The 17,138-nt window shown below is 71.7% G+C and carries 12 protein-coding genes; 3 read left to right on the forward strand and 9 right to left on the reverse strand.

The features are described 5' to 3' along the window. Nucleotides 1–8: 8 nt before the first annotated feature. Nucleotides 9–3,635, reverse strand: coding sequence for a methionine synthase (gene metH / locus ACIGEP_RS14885; protein WP_396662405.1), 3,627 nt, complete (start codon nucleotides 3,633–3,635; stop codon nucleotides 9–11). 86 nt (nucleotides 3,636–3,721) lie between these two features. Here metH and ACIGEP_RS14890 point away from each other — a divergent pair, with 86 nt between their 5' ends. Beyond that, nucleotides 3,722–4,708, forward strand: coding sequence for an o-succinylbenzoate synthase (locus tag ACIGEP_RS14890; RefSeq protein WP_396662406.1), 987 nt, complete (start codon nucleotides 3,722–3,724; stop codon nucleotides 4,706–4,708). Nucleotides 4,709–4,723: 15 nt separating this feature from the next. On the opposite strand, the gene ACIGEP_RS14895 is transcribed toward ACIGEP_RS14890, so the two are convergent. Beyond that, entirely contained in the window at nucleotides 4,724–5,320 is a 597-nt protein-coding gene (locus tag ACIGEP_RS14895) for a TetR/AcrR family transcriptional regulator (protein WP_396662407.1), read from the reverse strand. 106 nt (nucleotides 5,321–5,426) lie between these two features. Between ACIGEP_RS14895 and ACIGEP_RS14900 the strand changes: the two genes are divergently transcribed. After that, nucleotides 5,427–8,306 carry an MMPL family transporter gene (locus tag ACIGEP_RS14900; protein WP_396662408.1) on the forward strand — a complete coding sequence of 960 codons (2,880 nt, stop codon included), beginning with the start codon at nucleotides 5,427–5,429 and terminating at the stop codon, nucleotides 8,304–8,306. Further along, a complete protein-coding gene (locus tag ACIGEP_RS14905) occupies nucleotides 8,303–10,606 on the forward strand; it encodes a YhgE/Pip family protein (protein ID WP_396662409.1) in 2,304 nt (767 codons plus the stop codon). Before ACIGEP_RS14900 ends, ACIGEP_RS14905 begins: the two co-directional genes overlap by 4 nt. A gap of 36 nt (nucleotides 10,607–10,642) precedes the next feature. Here the strand turns inward: ACIGEP_RS14905 and ACIGEP_RS14910 are convergent, their stop codons facing one another. From ACIGEP_RS14910 to ACIGEP_RS14940, 7 genes are read right to left on the reverse strand one after another with little or no spacing between them, the layout of a single operon-like run. Continuing rightward, on the reverse strand, nucleotides 10,643–11,512 hold the full coding sequence (locus tag ACIGEP_RS14910) for a metal-dependent hydrolase (RefSeq protein ID WP_396662410.1): 870 nt from the start codon (nucleotides 11,510–11,512) through the stop codon (nucleotides 10,643–10,645). A gap of 4 nt (nucleotides 11,513–11,516) precedes the next feature. Further along, complete coding sequence (ccsB, locus tag ACIGEP_RS14915) at nucleotides 11,517–12,539, reverse strand: c-type cytochrome biogenesis protein CcsB (protein WP_396662411.1); 1,023 nt, start codon at nucleotides 12,537–12,539, stop codon at nucleotides 11,517–11,519. Between the two features lie 27 nt (nucleotides 12,540–12,566). After that, complete coding sequence (locus tag ACIGEP_RS14920) at nucleotides 12,567–14,312, reverse strand: cytochrome c biogenesis protein ResB (protein ID WP_396662412.1); 1,746 nt, start codon at nucleotides 14,310–14,312, stop codon at nucleotides 12,567–12,569. Then, nucleotides 14,293–15,108: a cytochrome c biogenesis CcdA family protein gene (locus ACIGEP_RS14925; RefSeq protein WP_396662413.1), complete on the reverse strand. Its 816-nt coding sequence runs from the start codon at nucleotides 15,106–15,108 to the stop codon at nucleotides 14,293–14,295. Before ACIGEP_RS14925 ends, ACIGEP_RS14920 begins: the two co-directional genes overlap by 20 nt. Further along, nucleotides 15,105–15,704 carry a TlpA family protein disulfide reductase gene (locus ACIGEP_RS14930; protein WP_396662414.1) on the reverse strand — a complete coding sequence of 200 codons (600 nt, stop codon included), beginning with the start codon at nucleotides 15,702–15,704 and terminating at the stop codon, nucleotides 15,105–15,107. The genes ACIGEP_RS14925 and ACIGEP_RS14930 overlap by 4 nt, the downstream gene beginning before the upstream one ends. Next, nucleotides 15,701–16,330: a histidine phosphatase family protein gene (locus ACIGEP_RS14935; protein WP_396662415.1), complete on the reverse strand. Its 630-nt coding sequence runs from the start codon at nucleotides 16,328–16,330 to the stop codon at nucleotides 15,701–15,703. Before ACIGEP_RS14935 ends, ACIGEP_RS14930 begins: the two co-directional genes overlap by 4 nt. 24 nt (nucleotides 16,331–16,354) lie before the next feature. Then, nucleotides 16,355–17,029: a DedA family protein gene (locus tag ACIGEP_RS14940; protein WP_396662416.1), complete on the reverse strand. Its 675-nt coding sequence runs from the start codon at nucleotides 17,027–17,029 to the stop codon at nucleotides 16,355–16,357. Between the last annotated feature and the right edge of the window lie 109 nt (nucleotides 17,030–17,138).

Raw genomic sequence — 17,138 nt, forward strand, 5'->3', positions numbered from 1 at the left:
CGAACGGCTCAGACCGAGAAGTACTTCGCCTCGGGGTGGTGGAAGACGAAGGCATCCGTCGACTGCTCCGGGTGCAACTGCAGCTCGTCGCTGAGCTCCACTCCCATGCGCTCGGGTCGCAGCAGTTCGACGACCTTGCGCCGATCCTCCATGTCGGGGCACGCCGGGTACCCGAGCGAGAAGCGGGCGCCGCGGTACTCGAGCTTGAACAGCCCGGCGGTGTCGGCCGGGTCCTCGTCGGCGAAGCCGAGCTCGGCGCGGACGCGTGCATGCCAGAACTCGGCGAGCGCCTCGGTCAGCTGCATCACGAGGCCGTTGAGCTCGTAGTAGTCGCGGTACCGGTCCTCGGCGAACAGCTTCGCCGTCACCTGGTCGATACGGGCGCCGGCCGTCACGAGCTGCACCGGCAGCACGTCGACCTGCCCGGACTCCCGCGACTGCACGAAGTCTGCGAGGCACAGGTGCCGGTCGCGTCGCTGCCGCGGGAAGGCGAACCGCAGCCGGTCCGTGCCGACCTCGCCGCCCGAACCCCCGTCGGGGGCGAGCAGCCCGGGCACGCCCAGGCGACCGGCGGCATCCGCCCCGTGGTGGAGCACCACGACGTCGTCGCCCTCGCTCACCACGGGGAAGTAGCCGTAGGCGACCGAGGCGTCGAGCATGCCCTCGCCGAGGATGCGGTCGAGCCAGTACCGCAGCCGCGGGCGCCCCTCGGTCTCGACGAGCTGCTCGTAGCTGAGTCCGTCCGCGCCGCGGCCGGGCTTGAGGCCCCACTGCCCCATGAAGGTCGCGCGCTCGTCGAGGAACGCGGCGTAGTCCGCGAGGGCGACGCCGCGGACGATGCGGGTGCCCCAGAACGGCGGCGCAGGCACGGGGTTGTCGGATGCCACGTCCGACCGCCCGGGCATCGCCTCGGGCTCGGTCAGGGTCAGCTTCGACCCGGCGGAATGGATGCGCTTCTTCAGCGCCGGGAGGCCGACGGATGCCGGGTCCGCCCCGCGGGCGATCTTCACCAGCGGCTCCATGAGCGCCAAGCCCTCGAAGGCGTCCTTCGCGTAGCGGACCTCGCCCGGGAAGATCTCGGCCAGATCGTCCTCGACGTACGCGCGGGTGAGGGCCGCACCACCGAGGATCACGGGCCAGCGACCGGCGAGGCCGCGCGAGGCGAGCTCCTCGAGGTTCTCCTTCATGACGACGGTCGACTTCACGAGCAGGCCGCTCATGCCGATGACGTCGGCGTCGTGCTCCTCGGCGGCGGCGATGATCTCGGCGATGGGCTGCTTGATGCCGAGGTTCACGACGGTGTAGCCGTTGTTCGTCAGGATGATGTCGACGAGGTTCTTTCCGATGTCGTGCACGTCGCCGCGGACGGTGGCGAGCACGATCGTGCCCTTGCCCGAGGCGCCGGTGCGCTCCATGTGCGGTTCGAGGAGCGCGACCGCCGTCTTCATGACCTCGGCGGACTGCAGCACGAACGGCAGCTGCATCTGGCCCGCTCCGAACCGCTCGCCCACGACCTTCATGCCTTCGAGCAGGTGGTCGTTGATGATGTCGAGCGGGGCGACGCCGTTCGCGCGGGCGAGGTCGAGGTCGGCCTCGAGGCCCTTGAGCTCGCCGTCGATGATGCGGCGCTCCAGCCGCTCCCCCACGGGCAGCGCCGCGAGCTCGGCGGCGCGCTGATCGCGGAGGGCGGCGGTGTCGACGCCGGCGAACATGTCGAGCATGACGGCCAGCGGGTCGTAGGTGACGTTCCCCTCGGCATCCCTCTCGCGCCGGTCCCACACGAGATCGAGCGCCACGGTGCGCTGTTCCTCGGGAATCGAGGCGAGCGGGACGATCTTGGCCGCGTCGACGATCGCTGAGGTGAGCCCGGCCTGCGTCGCCTCGTGCAGGAAGACGGAGTTGAGGACCGACCGGGCCGCGGGGTTCAGGCCGAACGACACGTTCGAGACGCCGAGGGTCGTGTTGATGCCGGGGTACTTCGCCACGAGGCCCCGGATCGCCTCGATCGTCTCGATCGCGTCGCGGCGGGTCTCCTCCTGACCGGTCGCGATCGGGAAGGTGAGGCAGTCGACGACGATGTCAGCGACCCGCACCCCCCACACATCGACCAGTTCGTCGACGAGCCGCGAGGCGATGCGCAGCTTGTCGACGGCGGTGCGCGCCTGCCCCTGCTCGTCGATCGTCAGCGCGATGACAGCGCTGCCGTGCTCCTTCACGAGCGGCATGATGCGGCCGAACCGGCTCGTCGGGCCGTCGCCGTCCTCGTAGTTGACCGAGTTCACGACCGGGCGTCCGCCGATGAGCTCGAGCCCCGCCTGCAGGACGGCGGGCTCGGTCGAGTCGATCACGAGCGGGAGGGTGGATGCCGAGGCGAAGCGCGACACGATCTCGCGCACGTCGGCGACCCCGTCGCGGCCGACGTAGTCGACGCACACGTCCAGCAGGTGGGCGCCGACGCGGATCTGGTTCCGCGCGATCTCGACGCAGTCGTCCCACCGGCCCTCCAGCATCGCCTCGCGGAACGCCTTCGAGCCGTTCGCGTTCGTGCGCTCCCCGATCGCGAGGTAGGCGGTGTCCTGGTCGAAGGGCACGTGCTGGTAGAGCGAGGCCACACCCGGTTCGACGACGGGCGTGCGCGCCGCGGGTGCGGCGACCGGGCGGAGCCGGTCGACGACAGCCGCCATGTGCTCGGGCGTCGTGCCGCAGCATCCGCCCACCAGGCCCAGTCCGAACTCGCGGACGAACTGCTCGTGCGCGGTCGCGAGCTCGTCGGGCGTCAGCGGGTAGTGCGCGCCGTCCGCGGTGAGCACCGGGAGCCCGGCGTTCGGCATGCAGACGACCGGCACCGTCGCGTGCTTCGACAGGTGCCGCAGGTGCTCGCTCATCTCGGTCGGACCGGTCGCGCAGTTCAAGCCGATCGCGTCGACGCCGAGCGGCTCGAGCGCCGTCAGCGCCGCGCCGATCTCGGACCCCATGAGCATCGTCCCCGTCGTCTCGACGGTCACCTCGACGAAGATCGGCAGACGGATGCCGCGCGCCACGATCGCCTGCTTGCAGCCGTTGACGGCGGCCTTGGTCTGCAACAGGTCCTGCGAGGTCTCGATCAGCAGCGCGTCGGCGCCGCCGTCGATGAGGCCTTCGGCCTGCAGCGCGAAGGTCTGCTTGAGGTGGTCGTAGGTCGTGTGCCCGAGGCTCGGGAGCTTCGTCCCCGGTCCCAGCGACCCGAGTACCCAGCGGATGCGGCCATCCGCGGCCTCCGCTGCTTCGACGCGCTCGCGGGCGATGCGGGCGCCCGCGGCGGCGAGCTCGTGGATGCGATCGTCGATGCCGTAATCCGACAGGTTCGACCAGTTCGCCCCGAACGTGTTCGTCTCGATCGCGTCGATCCCGGTCGCGAGGTACTCGTCGTGGATCGCGGCGATCATGTCGGGACGCGACACATTGAGGATCTCGTTGCACCCCTCGAGCTGCCGGTAGTCCTCGAGCGTCGGGTCGTGGCGCTGCAGCATCGTCCCCATCGCCCCGTCGGCGATGACGACCCGTTCGCCGAGCGCGTCCAGCAGCGCCTGTGCACGGGCGGGGCGGGGGACGGATTCGACGTCGAGGGGATGGCGGAGGGCGACGGGGCTGCTCACCCGCGCGAGTCTACTTCCGGGGCGGCATCGCGGACCCGCCCGCCGACCACGGGCGTCATCACCCGCGACGGGACCAGGATGGGGGCATGCACCTGCCCCCGCTGAGCGACCTGCGCACCGGCGCGCGGGTGGTCGCCCTCCCCCTCCACACCCGGTTCCGCGGCATCCTCGTCCGCGAGGCGATGCTGTTCGAGGGCCCTGAGGGGTGGGCGGAGTTCTCGCCCTTCCCGGAGTACGACGACACCGAGTCGGCCGCGTGGCTGGCCGCCGCGATCGAGTACGGGTGGGAGGAGGCACCCGACCCCGTTCGCGAGACGATCCCCGTGAACGCCACGGTGCCTGCCGTGGCCGCGGCATCCGTCCCCGACGTCCTCGCCCGCTTCGACGGATGCCGCACGGCGAAGATCAAGGTCGCCGAACCCGGTCAGACCCTCGCCGACGACGTCGCCCGCGTCCGGGCGGTCCGCGCGGCGATGGGTCCGGAGGGACGCATCCGCGTCGACGCGAACGGCGCCTGGAACGTCGACGAGGCCGAGCACGCGGTCCATGCCCTCGCGGAGTTCGACCTCGAGTACGTCGAGCAGCCGTGCGCCACAGTGCCCGAGCTCGCGGAGCTGCGCGCCCGCATCCGTTACATGGACATCCCGATCGCCGCCGACGAGAGCGTCCGCAAGGCGGCGGACCCGCTCGCGGTCGCCCGCGCCGGCGCAGCCGACCTGCTCGTGGTGAAGGTGCAGCCGCTCGGCGGCGTGCGGCGCGTGCTCGCGGTGGTGGCCGATGCCGGGCTGCCCGCTGTCGTCTCGAGCGCCCTCGACACCTCAGTCGGTCTCGCCATGGGTGTCGCCCTGGCCGCCGCGCTCCCCGAGCTCGAGTTCGACTGCGGACTCGGCACGGCGTCGCTGCTCGCCGCCGACGTCACGGCGGACCCGCTCCGCCCCCGCTCCGGCGAGTTGCCCGTGGGGCGGGTCACCCCCGACGCGGAGCTGCTCGGCGCTCACGCCGCGTCACCGGAACGGCGCGACTGGTGGCTCGCGCGGCTCGAACGCTGCCACGCGATCCTCGCCGCCGGATAGGACGCCGGAGAGGACTCAGGTCGCGCCGACCAGCAGCGGCACCAGCTGCTCCAAGCGCGACTGCATCGCGCGGTTCGCCTGCCGCTCCGACATCCGCTCGAGGGCCGCCTGCACACTGCACTGCTCCGACACATCCAGCAGCAACGCGGCCGCATCGGCCACCGGCATTCGCAGGGGCAATCCGTGGCGCTCGCTCACGTCGCGGACGATCGTCTCGATGCGCCCGAGCATCTGCGCACGCCACGCCAGGAACGCCTCCGCCAGCCGCGGATCGCGGAGGGCCTGCGTCCTGACCTCGCTCAGCAACTGCGGTTCCATGCGCTCTGCGAGCGACATGTCGGCGATCTGCCGCACGAGATCGACAGGGCTGTCGGTACCGGACAGCCTGCGGACCCGCACCGACACCTCATCGAGTTTGTCCTCGGAGAGCTGGCGGATGAGCGCGAGGAACAGTTCGTCCTTCGACTCGAAGTTCGAGTAGAACGCGCCGCGGGTGAAGCCGGCACGCTCGCAGATCGCCTCGACGGATGCCGCATCGAGCCCGACCTCGGCGAAGACCTCGTGAGCGGCCTCGAGCAGGCGGGCCCGCGTGTTCTCGCGACTGCGCGCCATCTCACACCCACCCCTCAGACTCGGCACCGACGTGCGGGTCTACGATACACATGTGTATTGGATACAGCGCTGTATCGAAACCGTCCGACTCTGACCAGGAGCGCCCGTGTCCACCATCCTCTTCACCCTCGGCCGATGGGCCTACCGTCACTCGTGGCGCGTGCTCATCGCCTGGATCGTCCTGCTCGGCATCGTCGGCGGCGGGGTCGCCCTGTTCGCCAAGAGCACCGACAACTCGTTCGGGATCCCGGGCACCGAGGCGCAGCAGGGCATCGAGCTGCTCAACCGCACCTTCCCGCAGGCCAGCGGCGCGAGCGCGCAGCTCATCGTCGTCGCGCCCGAGGGCGAGACCGTCGAGGACCAGCCGCTGCGCGGCGAGATCGACGACCTCGTGACGACGCTGGGCGACATCGACGGTGTCACCTCGGCGACCTCGCCGTTCGACGAGATGGTCGACGGCCTCGTCTCCGACGACGAGCGCGCGGCTCTCATCCAGATGCAGTTCGACGGCCAGTCGACCGAGGTGTCCGATGCGACGATCTCGGCGGTCGAGAAGGCCGCGGCCGACTTCCACGACCGGCTCCCCGACGGGTCGCAGTCGGCGCTCGGCGGCGACCTGTTCGCGGCGTCCATCCCCGCCCTGTCGATCGTCGAGGTGGTCGGCGTGCTGGTCGCGCTATTCGTCCTCATCGTGACGTTCCGCTCGTTCGCCGTGGCCTGGTTCCCGCTCGTCAGCGCGCTGATCGGGGTCGCCCTCGCGATCGCCCTGATCTTCCTCTCGACCTCCGTCGCGACGATCTCGTCGACCACGCCGATGCTGGCGGTGATGCTCGGCCTCGCCGTCGGCATCGACTACGCACTGTTCATCGTGTCGCGCCATCAGGATCAGGTGCGTGCCGGCATGGACCCCGAGGAATCCGCCGCCCGGGCCGTGGGCACCGCCGGTTCGGCCGTCCTCTTCGCGGGCGTCACGGTCATGATCGCGCTCGTCGGTCTGAGCATCGCGAACATCCCGTTCCTGACCACCATGGGCATCGCCGCCGCCGTCGCCGTGGCGGTCGCCGTCGCCGTCGCCGTCAGCCTGACACCCGCGCTCCTCGGGTTCGCAAAGGGTCGCGTGGTCGGCTGGGGCGGACGGATGCTGCAGCGCGGCATCCCGACGCGCCGCCGCACGAAGGACACCGCCGAGGACGCCGCCGACGACGCGGGCGAGACCGAGAGCACCACGGATGCCGCCCCCGCGGCGCCCGCGGTCATGCCGCCGAACCGCTGGGTGATGCTCGTGACGCGGCATCCGATCATCGCGACCGTGGCGGTCATCGTCGGTCTCGGCGTCATGGCGATCCCCTCGGCGAGCCTGCACCTCGCGCTGCCGAACGCGGGCGTCCAGCCCCCGTCGAGCCAGGCACGCCAGGCCTATGACCTCAACGCCGAGTACTTCGGTGCGGGGTCGAACGGTCCCCTCGTCATGACCGGGACGATCGTCACGTCGACCGATCCGCTGGGCCTCATGGACGACCTGAAGAAGGAGGTCGAGGCGATCCCCGGCGTCGAGCGGGTCGCGCTCGCGACGCCGAACGAGACCGCCGACACCGGCCTCATCCAGATCGTGCCGACGACGGCCCCCGACGACCCCGCGACCGCCGACCTCGTCCGCGAGCTCCGCTCCCACCACGACGAGTGGCAGGACGAATACGGCGTCGACCTCAAGGTGACCGGCTACACCGCCGTCGGCATCGACGTCTCCGACCGGCTGGGCGCGGCCCTGCTGCCCTTCGGCATCTTCGTCGTCGGCCTCTCCTTCGTCCTCCTGATGATCGTCTTCCGCTCCATCTGGGTGCCCCTCAAGGCGACCCTCGGCTACCTGCTGTCGATCCTCGCCGCCTTCGGCGCGGTCGCCGCGGTCTTCGAGTGGGGCTGGCTCGCCGACCTCCTCCACGTCACGCGGACGGGCCCCGTCATCAGCTTCATGCCGATCATCCTCATGGGGGTGCTGTTCGGACTGGCGATGGACTACGAGGTCTTCCTCGTCTCGCGCATGCGGGAGGACTTCGTCCACGCCGTCCGCGCCCGCGGCGGGCGAGCGGACCGCGAGACCGCCGTCGCCGCCGTCCGGAGCGGCTTCACCGCCTCGGCGCGTGTCGTCGTCGCCGCGGCCGTCATCATGTTCGCCGTCTTCGCCGCGTTCGTCCCTGAAGGCGACAGCTCGATCAAACCGATCGCCCTGGGCCTCGCCGTAGGCATCGCCGTGGACGCATTCCTCGTCCGCATGACGCTGACCCCCGCCGTGATGGCACTGCTGGGCGACAAGGCGTGGTGGATGCCGCGATGGCTCGGACGCCTGCTCCCGAAGGTCGACATCGAGGGCGAGGCCGTCGAGCACGAACGCAGCCACGCCGACTGGCCGGAGCCCGACTACCGCGGCGCACTCGCGGCCGACGACCTCGAGGTCCGTGCCGAGACCGCCGACGGCGACCTCGTGCTCTTCTCGGGTGCGAGCGCCCGGCTCGCGGACGGCGGCACGCTGCTCGTGACGGCCGACGACCCGCACGTCTCGCGCGCCTTCCTGCTGACCGTCGCGGGCCGCGTCGACCCGACCGACGGGCTCGTCCGGGTCTCGGGGCACCTGCTGCCCGGTCGCGCCGCCTGGGTCCGCGCCCACGTGTCGGTCGCCGACCTCGCCGGCGCCGACGCCCCGCTGACCGAGCTGCGTCGCGCCCTCGCCGGTCGCACGCGCTTCGTGGTGATCGCAGGGCTCGACACCCTGACGGGCGCGTCCCGCGACCAGGCCGCGGCCCTCCTGCGCGACGCCGCGAACGCGATCGCCGCCAAGGCCGGCGAACTGACGATCGTCGCCTCGGCGCGCGATCTCGACGCCGCCCGCGCCCTGCTCGCGGACGCCTACCGGCCGAAGCCCGACACGCTGCGCCTCACCGTCCCCACCCCCCGCACGACCGACGCCGACACCCAGGTGATCCCCTCATGACTCTCCCTATCGAACGTGCCCAGACCCGACGCCCCGTCTCGTGGCTCACGCTCCTCGGCGTGCTCCTGCTGCCGGCCGTGATCGGCGGCATCCTCGTCGCGGCGCTCTACAACCCGACCGAGCGCCTCGACGCGATGAACACCGCGATCGTGAACAACGACGAGCCGGTGGAGGTGAACGGGCAGACGACCCCGCTCGGCCGGCTCCTCACCGCCGGGCTCGTCGAGGGCTCCGACGACCTCGACAGCAACCTGACGTGGACCATCTCGAACACGGAGGACGCCACGGAGGGCCTCGAGGACGGCACCTACGACGCGATCGTCACCATCCCGAAGAACTTCTCCGCTGCGGCCACCTCGACCGCCCCCGGCGGCACCCCTGAACGCGCGACCATCGAGCTCACGCCCTCCCCCGACGCGCGCATCGTCGACGACGCCATCACCAACCAGGTGACCACCACCGCGGCATCCGTCCTCGGCGAACAGCTCACGACGACGTACCTCGAGAACGTGTTCCTCGGGTTCACCACCCTGAACGAACAGCTCGGAGAGGCCGCCGACGGCGCGACTCAGCTCGCCGACGGCGCGACCAGCGCGGCCGACGGCGCCGCCCAGCTCGCCGACGGCGCGTCGACCGCCGCCGACGGCGGGTACTCGCTCGCCGACGGTGTGCGGCAGTTGCAGTCCGGGGCGGCGGGCGTCGCGTCGGGAGCGGGGTCGCTCGCCACCGGCGCGAGCGGCATCGCCGATGGCGCCCGAGGCCTCGCCGACGGTGCGGACAGCGCCGCGGACGGCATCGACCAGCTCGCGGAGGGCGCGGACCAGCTCGCCGGCGGCGCCGCGCAGACCTCCCAGGGTCTCGACGAGTGGGCGGCCGGCGCCCGCCCGATCGCCGACGGCACGCAGGAGCTCGCCGACGGCCTGACGAAGGCTGCGCAGCAGACCGCGGCGATCCCCGCCATCCCGAGCGACATCGTCGACGGGATCACGGCGCTGACCTCCGACGGCGCGCAGAACCGCGAGGCCGTGACGGCCGCCGTGCAGGCGATCTCCGCCGCCGCCGAGGCCTGCGATGCCGAGGTCGCCGGCGAGGATCTCTGCGACTCGCTGACGGATGCCGCGACCCAGGCGACCGCCGCCCTCCCCGGCCTGCAGGACACCGTCGGAGATGCGGAGCAGCTCGCGAAGGACATCGAGACGCTCGCGAACTTCGGCCCGACCCTGACGCAGGGACTGCAGACCTCCGCCGCAGCCGCACAGCAGCTCGCGACCGGCATGGACCAGCTCGCCGACGGCGCCGACCAGCTCGCCGGCGGCGCGGGGCAGCTCTCCACGGGCGCCGCCGACCTCGCGGACGGCGCGGGGACGGCAGCGACGGGGGTGCGTCAGCTCGCGGGCGGTGCGGATCAGCTCGCCGACGGTGCGGACCAGCTCGCCTCGGGTGCCGGGCAGCTCTCGACGGGAGCCCAGGCCCTCGCCACCGGCGCCGGCACGGCCGCCGACGGCACCGACCAGCTCGCCGACGGCGTGGGTGCGCTGGCGACGGGGGCGGGTGACCTGTCGACGGGTGTCGACAAGCTCGCCGACGGCACCGGCGACCTCGCGAGCGGCCTCGGCAAGGCCGTCGACGGGGTGCCGACCTACACCGACTCGCAGGCGAAGGACCTCGCGGCCGTCGTCGCCCAGCCCGTCGTCGCCGATGGCACCGGGACGTCGATCTTCGGGGCGTCCGCCGTCCCGCTCCTGGCGACCCTCGCGCTCTGGTTCGGCGGACTCGCATCGTTCGTCGTGCTGCAGGCGATCCCGCGCACGGCGCTCTCGTCGCGGCGGTCGTCCGCGGCCCTCGCGCTGCGCGCACTGGCGCCGGGAGCCGCGGTCGGCGCCCTGCAGGGTGTGCTCGTCGCCACGGTCGTCCAGCTCGCCGCCGGGTACGACCTGGGCGCGTGGGCGCTGTTCGCGGCGATGTGCGTCCTCGCCGGGGTCGCCTTCGCAGCGGTGAACCACGCGCTCGTCGCCCTGTTCGGCGGCGTCGGCCGCTGGGTGTCGGTCCTCGTCGGGGTCCTGGCCGTCGCGACGGGAATCGTCTCGACCGTTCCGGGCACGCTTCTCGACATCGCCGGGCTCCTGCCGACGGCTCCGGCCTACACCGCGATGCTGGCGTCGTTGACGGATGCCGGGGGCGGCGCCCCCGCCGCGATCGCCCTCGTCATCTGGACCGTCCTGGCCGTCGCGGCGAGCGTCCTGGCTGTTGCACGGCACCGCTCCACGTCGGCCCGCGCGGTGCTCACCCAGCCCGCCTGAGCCGCGACCTGACCCGCGTGCGGATGCCGGCGCGGGTCAGGGGGCGACGCGGATGACGGTGGTCATCGTCAGCTCGACGCCGCCGGGGACCTCGGCCGCCTCGAGCGCGATGCTCATCGCCTCGATCTCCGCGAGCGAGGAGAGATGGGTGCCGCCGCACGGCAGCTCGACCGTCCCCTCGGGGAGCTCGCATCGCCACGTGCGACGCCCCGCGAGGGTGGTGTCCTCACGGTGGATCCCGATGGCTCCGGGCGCTCCCGCCCAGCCGGCCAGCGTCGCGTTCGCCCGCGCCTCGACGGCGCGCAGATCGTCGAACACGGCGGTATCGAACCCCTTCCGGCGCAGCGACTTGCCGATGCGATACACGTCGGTCGAGCCGTACTCCGTGATGCGGGAGGTCTGGATCGCCAGCATGTCGAACGCCGGGTGACCCGCGGCATCCGTCGGGACGTCCTTCTTCCAGGCGTCGGCGAGAGCCGCGTCCAGGGCGAGCGAGGCGAGGTGGCACGCCGTGTGCCCGGCCGACACCGCGGCGCGCAGACCGCCGTCGACCTGTGCGTCCACGGCGGTGCCCACTGCCGGCGCGGCGCCGTCGACGACGTGGACGACCACGAAGGTCCATCCCTCCGTCCCCGTACGGACAGGCAGATCCTCACCCACGACGAGGTCGCCGTCGTACACTCCACCGGTCACGACGGTCGCGACGCGCAGATCCCCGTCGGGGGTGCTCAGGATGCCGGTGTCGGCGGGCTGGTCGGGCCACGCCGTGTCGACGGGGTGGAAGGGTGTGCTGTCGAGCACGACCCCCGTCCGCCCGTCGGCGAGGGGCGTGACGTGGGTGACGGTGGACGAACCGGTGAGCGCACCGTCGGGGTAGGTGACGACGGTCGGAGCGAGTTCGGTCACGGGGTCAGCTGGGCAGGCCGCTGTAGGAGTGCAGGCCCTGGAAGAACTGGTTCACGATCGTGAAGTTGAACAGCACCGCCGTGAAGCCGACGATCGACAGCCAGGCCGATCGGGTGCCGCGCCAGCCGCGCGTCGCGCGGGCGTGGATGTACCCGGCGTACACGACCCAGATCACGAAGGTCCAGACCTCCTTGGTGTCGAAGCCCCAGTAACGGCCCCACGCGTCGTTGGCCCAGATGGCGCCCGCGATCAGCGTGAAGGTCCACAGGACGAAGCCGATGATGGCGAACCGGTAGGCGAGCGACTCGAGCACGTCGGCGCTCGGGAGGGTCCGCAGGAACGGCAGCCGGGTGCGCGGCGCGGCATCCGTCCCCACCGCGGCCAGCGCCATCCGCTCGCGTCGCGACTGCAGGAGTTGCACCACCGACAGGGCGAAGGCGATCGCCAGGAACGCCGAGGCGAGCGACGCGACGAAGACGTGGATGACGAGCCAGACGCTCTTGAGCGGGTCGGACAGCGGCACGACCTCGACGTAGTACGCGAGCGCGGCGCCGCCGAGCAGGACGACGATGAGCCCGTTGATGAAGGCGCCGAGGAAGCGCAGGTCGTATTTCACGAGCACGCCGAGGAAGACGGCGACGACAAGGAGGGTGCCGGTGAGGGCGAACTCGTAGTTGTTCGACCACGGCACGCGACCGGCGGCGATGCCGCGGGTGATGTCGGCACCGAGGTGGAACAGCCACGCGATCGTCGTCAGCACGACGCCGAGGCGGGCGAACAGGAACCGCCCGCGCTGCGACGGGGCGGCCTCGAGGGCGACCTTGGCGGCGGCCTCCTCGGCGCGGATCTCGTCGATCGTCTGACCGCCGCCGGCCGCGACGAGGGTGCGCGCCTGCGCCTTGGCGTCCTGCGCGACGATCGCGAGCTCGGAACGGCGCGCGAGGTCGACGGTGAAGGCGAGGAAGCCGAGCGTGTAGACCGCGATCGCGGTCCACAACAGCAGGACGGAGATGTCATCGAACGACATGGGGTCCTCCGGAGGAGATGGGTGGTTTCAGTCTACGTTCGCCGGGCTGACCGGGGCGGATGCCGGTTGGTCGCCGAGCGCGTCACCGTGGCGTCGGGCGAGGTCGGCGACCGCGACGGCGATCGCGGGGTCCTCACCGCGGGCCAGGCCCGCGTACTCGATCCGCACCTCGTCGCCGTCGGGCGTCGCCTTCACCCACATACGCCGGCGCGGCACGAACAGCGCCGTGAACAGGCCGAGCATCGCGAGGATCGCGAAGACGAGAACCCACGTCGCGCTGGAGTCGTTGTGGATCGACAGCGAGATGTAGCGCTTGACCGACTCGGGTGCGCCGGTGCTCCGCGCGTCCTCGAAGGTCACCGTCCCGCGCCCGCCGGGAAGGTCGACCGTCTGGCCCGGGGAGAGCTGGAGCGACGGGGCGTCGGCGTTGCGGCCCGCGATCTCGGTCATGCCGTCGGTGTCGAGCGCGTAGACCGAGCGGGGCGTGCCGTCGTCGATGCCGAGGTCGCCCTCGTAGACGAAGAAGGTGAGACGGGGGTCGAGCAGGTCGCCGTAGGCGGAGGTCAGCGCGCCGGTGTCGAGCTCGGCGACCGTGGGGTAGAAGAACCCGACCATGCCGAGCTGCTCGCCGCCGGTGTCGGGGATCTTGACGACGCCCTGCGAGGTCATCGTCGCGCTCTGCGGCAGGAACGGGACGGACTCGCTGAACACCACGTCGCCCTCGCCGTTGCGCACGGTGATCGTCGGGGCGTAGCCGTTGCCCATCAGGTACACGCGGTCACCGGCCATCGTGATGGGGTGGTTCACCTCGATCACCTGGTCCTCGGGCTCCTGGCCCGGGAAGCGGGTGGTCACGTGGGCGGCGAAGTCGCCCGCCTGGCCCGAGCCCGGCGCGTACGTCACATCGAACCGGTCGAGGGTGATGGAGTACGGGGTCAGCGCCTCGGTGTCGACGAACCTGCCGGGATTGAAGGACGTGTACCCGAGACCGAGGGAGTTGACGAAGCCGTCGCCCTCGGTGATCACGGTCTGCCCGGTGTAGGTGAAGCCGCCCCCGATGCCGACGGACAGCAGCACGCCCACGAGCGCGCCGTGGAAGACCAGGTTCCCCGTCTCGCGCAGATAGCCGCGCTCGGCCGAGACCGAGGCGACGCCGCCCCTGTCGTAGCGCTCGACCCGATAGCGCGCCGAGCGGAGCTGCGCCTCGGCGAGGTCGACGGCGTGCGCGGCGTGACCCGCGGCATCCTCTCCCTCGGGGACCGCGACCGTGGTCTCGGCGTGGTCGGCCAACCGCGACAGCCGCGCGGGGGTGCGGGGCGGGCGGGCGCGCAGCGCCTTCCAGTGGTGCTTCGTCCGCGGCAGGACGCAGCCGATCAGCGAGATGAACAGCAGGATGTAGATCGCGGAGAACCACACCGAGGTGTACACGTCGAACAGCTGGAGCGCGTCGAACGTCGGGTACAGATCGGGGTTGGTGGCCCGCCACTGCGTGACGCCGTTCGGGTCGGCGCTGCGCTGCGGGACCAGCGAGCCCGGAATGGCCGCGATCGCGAGCAGCAGCAGGAGGACGAGGGCCGTCCGCATGCTCGTCAGCTGGCGCCAACCCCACCGCACCCACCCGACGAATCCGAGCGCAGGCTGGGCCATGGCCTCGGACTCGTCGCGCCCCCGGACAGCCGGGTCGAGGCGGTCCTCGGTGCGGTCGAGGTGATCGCCGGGACGGAGCGGGCCGTCGACGACGTCCGCGCGGGCGTCAGAGGAACGTCGGGACACCGGCCACCACCCCCTGGAACGAGGCCATCAGCGAGGTCCACAGACCCGTCACCATGAGGACGCCGAGGAGCACGAGCATGACACCGCCGATGATGTTCACGACGCGGATGTGCCGACGGATGAACGCGACCGACCGCGTCGCCCACGACGCGCCGAGCGCCAGCAGGATGAACGGCACGCCGAGGCCCAGCGAGTACGCGACGGCCAGGAGCCCCGCCCGCGTCGGATCGGCCTGGCTGTAGGCCATGCTGAGGATCGTCGCGAGCGTCGGGCCGATGCAGGGCGCCCACCCGACGCCCATCGCGACGCCGAGCAGGGGCGCCCCGACCAGACCCAGGTTCTGCGTCAACTGCGGTCGGTAGGTGCGCTGCGCGAGGCCGAACACGCCCACGAAGATCAGTCCCATGACGATGACGACGGCGCCGAGCACGCGCGTGATGACCTCCTCGTACTGCAGGAAGAGTCGTCCGAGGCTGCCGGCGAACACCCCCATCGAGAGGAAGACGACCGTGAAGCCGGCGATGAACAGCAGCACGCCGACCAGGAGCCGGCCCCGTCCCACGGTGGGGCGGGCGGGTGCCGCGGTCGCCGTGGCGACGCCGGCACCGGATGCCGCATCCCGGGCCACCGGCATCCGTCGACCGTCTCGCGGGGTCATGGCGCCGCCGAGGAACCCGAGGTAGCCGGGGACGAGCGGCAGGACGCACGGCGAGAGGAACGAGACGAGACCGGCGAGCGCGGCGATCGGGATCGCGATCCAGAGCGCCCCGTCGGCGACGACCGCGCCGGGGTTCACTGCTTCTCCGCCAGGGTGTCCTCGACGAGGTCGCGGAGCGTCGTCGCATCCGGCAGCTGGCCGAACAGTCGCGCGGCGACGCGGCCCTCGCGGTCGACGACGAGTGTCGTCGGCGCCGCCTGCAGTGAGGTCCAGTCCGCGAAAGCGAGCTTCAGGTCGACGTCCCCGCGGGCGAGGATCGAGGGGTAGGTGATCCCGTAGGTCTCGTCGAACGAGGTCGCCTGCTCGGGTCCGTCGTAGATGTTGACGCCGAGGAACTGCGCGCCGTCCGCCTTCGTGTCCTGGAAGGTCTCCTCGAGCACCGGCGCCTCGGCTCGGCACGGACCGCACGCGGCGTACCAGAAGTTCAGCACGACGACGTCGCCGGCGAAGTCATCACTCGAGATCGTCGACCCGTCGACGGCGGTCCCGGTGAACGTAAGCGCCTCGCCGCGTTCCGCGGCCGGGATCGTCTCGACGCGCCCGTCGCTGGAGATGAAGCCCTGCGTGTTGCCCTCGCGGTACAGGTTCGCGAGATCGTCGTTCTGGCCCGAGCACGCGGCGAGGCCGACGACGAGCGTCACGGCCGCGAGTGCCCCGAGGATGCGGCGCCTCATACGGCCCCCACGTCCACCGCGCCCGCGGTCGCGGCCGGCTCGGCGTAGTCGACCTCGCGCCAGACGTCGCCCGAGAGCTCGAAACTCGTGATGCTCGACAGCTCGCAACGCCGGCGACGGGGGTCGTGCCGCAGGGGCAGTCCCGCGACGGAGAGGTGCGTGATCCAGATCGGCAGCTGGTGCGAGACGATGACCGCGTCACCGGAGGGCGTGCGGTTCCAGGCGTCGCGCATCGCCGCCTGCATCCGCTCGACGACCTCGAGGTATGCCTCGCCCCAGCTCGGGAGGGCGGGGGTGCGCAGGTGCCACCAGTTGAGCGGATTGCGGAGGGCACTCCGCATCCGCTTGCCCTCGAAGACGTTGGTCGGCTCGAGGACCCGCGCGTCGATGACGGGGGTGAGGCCGAACAGTTCCGCGACGGGGGCGGCGGACTCTCGCGCGCGCTCGAGCGGGGAGGACACCAGCGACTTCACCGGTCGCCCCTGCGCCTGGAGGTGCTCCGCGGCGGCACGTGCCATGCCGCGGCCGTCGTCGCTCAGGTGGAAGCCCGGGAGGCGTCCGTACAGCACGCGTTCGGGGTTATGGACCTCCCCGTGGCGCACGAGATGGAGGCGGGCGGCGGGCACCCCTCCAGTCTACGTGCGGGCCTCCTATGCAGGGCCTGAGCGCCGCTCGCGCACGGCGGCGCGGATGCGGACGAAGAGGAACCAGGCTACGAGGAGGACGACGATGGCGATCACGACGTTCTGGAAGACGCCCGCGTACTCCTCGACGATGTGCCAGTTCTCCCCGAGGAAGAATCCCGCGAGCACGAAGAGGGAGTTCCAGATGAGACTTCCCGCCGCGGTGAGGAGTCCGAAGGTCCACCAGGGCATCTTCGAGACGCCCGCGGGGATCGAGATGAGGCTCCGGAACAGGGGCAGCATCCGACCGAAGAAGACGGCGGCGGGACCGTGGCGCTCGAACCACGCGACGGTCTTGGTGACGTCCTCCCCCTTCATGAGGGGCATCTTCTCGGCGACGCGGGTGAGGCGTTCCGCGCCGAGCACCCGACCGAGGCCGTAGAGGAGGTAGGCGCCGACGACCGAACCGACCGTCGTCCAGCCGATCGCCTCGGCGAGGGTGAACGAGCCCCGCGACGCGGCGAGACCCGCCACGGGCAGCACGGCTTCGCTGGGGATCGGCGGGAAGAGGCTTTCGAGACCGACGGCGATCGCCGCTCCGATCGGACCGATGGTCTCCATCAGGGTCACGAGCCAGTCCGCGAGCGCGGACAACCACGAGCCGCCGCCGGAACCGGACGCGGCGTGGAACAAGTCGGTCATCGGGTGCTCTCTTGCGCTCGGTGATCGGATGCCCGGCCGGGCCCCCTGTGTCGCTCCAGCCTAGGCGGACCCGACTCTGCGTCTCCTGGGCGCCGCGTAGACTCGTCCC

The organism is Microbacterium sp. NPDC077663, assembly GCF_044542795.1.
Lineage (GTDB): Bacteria > Actinomycetota > Actinomycetes > Actinomycetales > Microbacteriaceae > Microbacterium.

Coding starts and splice junctions, on each gene's coding strand:
- ACIGEP_RS14890 (WP_396662406.1), top strand. CDS start 3,722: ATGCACCTGCCCCCGCTGAGCGACCTGCGCACCGGCGCGCGGGTGGTC.
- ACIGEP_RS14895 (WP_396662407.1), bottom strand. CDS start 5,320: ATGGCGCGCAGTCGCGAGAACACGCGGGCCCGCCTGCTCGAGGCCGCT.
- ACIGEP_RS14905 (WP_396662409.1), top strand. CDS start 8,303: ATGACTCTCCCTATCGAACGTGCCCAGACCCGACGCCCCGTCTCGTGG.
- ccsB (WP_396662411.1), bottom strand. CDS start 12,539: ATGTCGTTCGATGACATCTCCGTCCTGCTGTTGTGGACCGCGATCGCG.
- ACIGEP_RS14930 (WP_396662414.1), bottom strand. CDS start 15,704: ATGAGGCGCCGCATCCTCGGGGCACTCGCGGCCGTGACGCTCGTCGTC.
- ACIGEP_RS14940 (WP_396662416.1), bottom strand. CDS start 17,029: ATGACCGACTTGTTCCACGCCGCGTCCGGTTCCGGCGGCGGCTCGTGG.